The organism is Pseudomonas sp., assembly GCF_050739655.1.
Taxonomy (GTDB): Bacteria; Pseudomonadota; Gammaproteobacteria; order Pseudomonadales; family Pseudomonadaceae; genus Aquipseudomonas.
Map to the genome: position 1 here is coordinate 1 of NZ_JBOIBY010000253.1, position 2817 is coordinate 2817.

2 protein-coding genes and 1 pseudogene are annotated in these 2817 nt (G+C 60.2%); all 3 read left to right on the top strand.

Annotated elements, in window-relative coordinates; all coding sequences use genetic code 11:
• Positions 1 to 504, top strand: a pseudogene (locus ACRESJ_RS12525) (amidophosphoribosyltransferase); the annotation flags it as partial.
• 79 nt (positions 505 to 583) lie between these two features.
• The gene (locus ACRESJ_RS12530) at positions 584 to 1795 is read left to right on the top strand and encodes an O-succinylhomoserine sulfhydrylase (RefSeq protein ID WP_431758174.1); all 1212 of its coding nucleotides are present in this window, start codon (positions 584 to 586) and stop codon (positions 1793 to 1795) included.
• Positions 1792 to 2565 carry an SDR family oxidoreductase gene (locus ACRESJ_RS12535; RefSeq protein WP_431758175.1) on the top strand — a complete coding sequence of 258 codons (774 nt, stop codon included), beginning with the start codon at positions 1792 to 1794 and terminating at the stop codon, positions 2563 to 2565. The genes ACRESJ_RS12530 and ACRESJ_RS12535 overlap by 4 nt, the downstream gene beginning before the upstream one ends.
• Positions 2566 to 2817 lie beyond the last annotated feature (252 nt).

The window sequence follows — 2817 nt, forward strand, 5'->3', positions numbered from 1 at the left end:
ATGCCGGGCCAGGCGGCACGGAAAAAATCCGTACGCCAGAAGCTCAACGCCATCGAGCTGGAATTCCGCGGCAAGAACGTGATGCTGGTGGACGATTCCATCGTGCGCGGCACCACTTGCAAGCAGATCATCCAGATGGCACGCGAAGCAGGCGCCAAGAACGTTTACTTCTGCTCCGCAGCCCCGGCCGTGCGTTTCCCGAACGTCTACGGCATCGACATGCCGAGCGCCCACGAGCTGATCGCCCACAACCGTTCGACTCAGGACGTGGCTGATCTGATCGGCGCTGACTGGCTGATCTATCAGGATTTGCCTGACTTGATCGAAGCTGTTGGTGGCGGCAAGATCAAGATCGACAAGTTCGATTGCGCGGTGTTCGACGGCCAGTACGTGACCGGCGACGTCGACGAGGCTTACCTGAACAAGATCGAGCAGGCACGTAACGATGCCTCCAAGGTCAAGACGCAGGCAGTCAGTGCGATCATCGATCTGTACAACAACTGAGTTTCTACCGGCCCCTAGGGGCCGGTTTTGTATCTATCAAAAGACTTTCTCTATCAAGAGCAGCGCAAGGAGTGACAGCATGAGTCAGGATTGGGATGCCGGTCGGTTGGACAGCGACCTCGAAGGCGTAGCGTTCGATACCCTGGCCGTACGTGCCGGTCAGCACCGCACGCCGGAAGGCGAACACGGTGATCCGATGTTCTTCACTTCCAGCTACGTATTCCGTACTGCCGCCGACGCCGCGGCGCGTTTTGCCGGGGAAGTGCCGGGCAACGTTTATTCGCGCTACACCAACCCGACCGTGCGCGCCTTCGAAGAGCGCATTGCAGCGCTGGAAAGCGCCGAGCAGGCCGTGGCCACCGCCACCGGCATGGCCGCGATCATGGCTGTGGTCATGAGCCTGTGCAGCGCCGGTGATCATGTTCTGGTGTCGCGCAGCGTGTTTGGCTCGACCATCAGTCTGTTCGAGAAGTACTTCAAGCGTTTTGGCATCGAAGTCGATTACGTGGCCCTGGCGGACTTGTCCGGTTGGGATGCGGCAATCAAGGCCAACACCAAATTGCTGTTCGTTGAATCGCCATCCAACCCGCTGGCGGAGTTGGTGGACATCAGCGAACTGTCGAAAATCGCTCACGCCAAAGGCGCGATGCTGGTGGTCGACAACTGCTTCTGCACTCCGGCGCTGCAGCAGCCACTGAAACTGGGCGCGGACATCGTCGTGCACTCGGCCACCAAGTTCATCGACGGCCAGGGTCGTTGCATGGGCGGCGTCGTAGCCGGTCGCAGCGAGCAAATGAAAGAAGTGGTCGGTTTCCTGCGTACCGCCGGGCCAACCCTGAGCCCGTTCAACGCCTGGATCTTCCTCAAGGGCCTGGAAACCCTGAACCTGCGGATGAAGGCCCATTGCGCCAACGCCCAGCAACTGGCCGAGTGGCTGGAGCAGCAGGACGGCATCGAGAAAGTCCATTACGCCGGCCTCAAGAGCCATCCGCAGCATGATCTGGCCCTGCGTCAGCAGAAGGGTTTCGGTGCCGTGGTCAGTTTCGAGGTCAAGGGTGGCAAAGAAGGCGCCTGGCGCTTTATCGATGCGACTCGCCTGATTTCGATCACCGCCAACCTTGGCGACAGCAAAACCACCATCACGCATCCGAGCACCACCTCCCACGGCCGTTTGGCGCCGCAAGAGCGTGAGGCGGCGGGCATTCGTGACAGCCTGATCCGCGTCGCGGTCGGCCTGGAAGACGTGGCAGACCTGCAAGCCGACCTGGCGCGCGGGTTGGCTGCCTTGTGATCGAATTGTCCACCCCGAGTGGTTCCAATGGCCGTGTAGCACTGGTGACCGGTGCTGCGCGGGGCATCGGCCTGGGTATTGCAGCCTGGTTGATCAGCGAGGGCTGGCAAGTCGTGCTGACGGACCTGGATCGGGCGCGGGGTTCGAAAGTGGCGAAGGTGCTCGGCGACAATGCCTGGTTCATCGCCATGGACGTTTCCAATGAAGGGCAGGTTGCGCTTGGTGTTGCCGAGGTGTTGGGCCAGTTCGGGCGCCTGGATGCGCTGGTGTGCAACGCGGCGGTGGCTGATCCGCACAACATCACGCTGGAAAGTCTTGATCTGGCCTATTGGAATCGGGTGTTGGCAGTCAATCTCAGTGGGCCGATGCTGTTGGCCAAACACTGTGCGCCGTACCTGCGAGCCCACAGCGGCGCGATCGTCAATCTGGCTTCGACCCGTGCCGGGCAGTCGGAACCCGATACCGAGGCGTATGCGGCGAGCAAGGGCGGCCTGTTGGCCCTCACCCATGCGTTGGCCATCAGCCTTGGTCCGGAAATACGGGTCAATGCGGTCAGCCCTGGCTGGATCGATGCGCGCGACCCTTCCGTGCGGCGTGCCCAGCCGCTGACTGATGCGGACCATGCGCAGCATCCGGCGGGCAGGGTAGGGACGGTCGAGGATGTGGCGGCGATGGTGGCCTGGCTGCTGTCGAAGAATGCCGGGTTCGTTACAGGCCAGGAATTCGTGGTCGATGGCGGCATGACCAAGAAGATGATTTATGAGCAGTGAGAAGCAGCTTCAAGCTGCAAGCTGCAAGCTGCAAGCTGCAAGCTGCAAGTAAAAGCACGATGTCGTCGTAGGTGCTTTACACGTGTCAGCTTTTACTTGCCGCTTGAAGCTTGGCGCTGAAAGCTGTTTTTGAAAAAAACTTCAATCCTGCTATTGACTTAGGTTCGCTACCTGCGTAAATTTCGCGGCCTCGGAGATGCAAACGGGTGATTAGCTCAGCTGGGAGAGCGTCTGCCTTACAAGCAGAATGTC

Excerpts from the sequence above, each read along its gene's own strand:
- ACRESJ_RS12530 (WP_431758174.1), top strand. The coding sequence starts at position 584 with ATGAGTCAGGATTGGGATGCCGGTCGGTTGGACAGCGACCTCGAAGGC.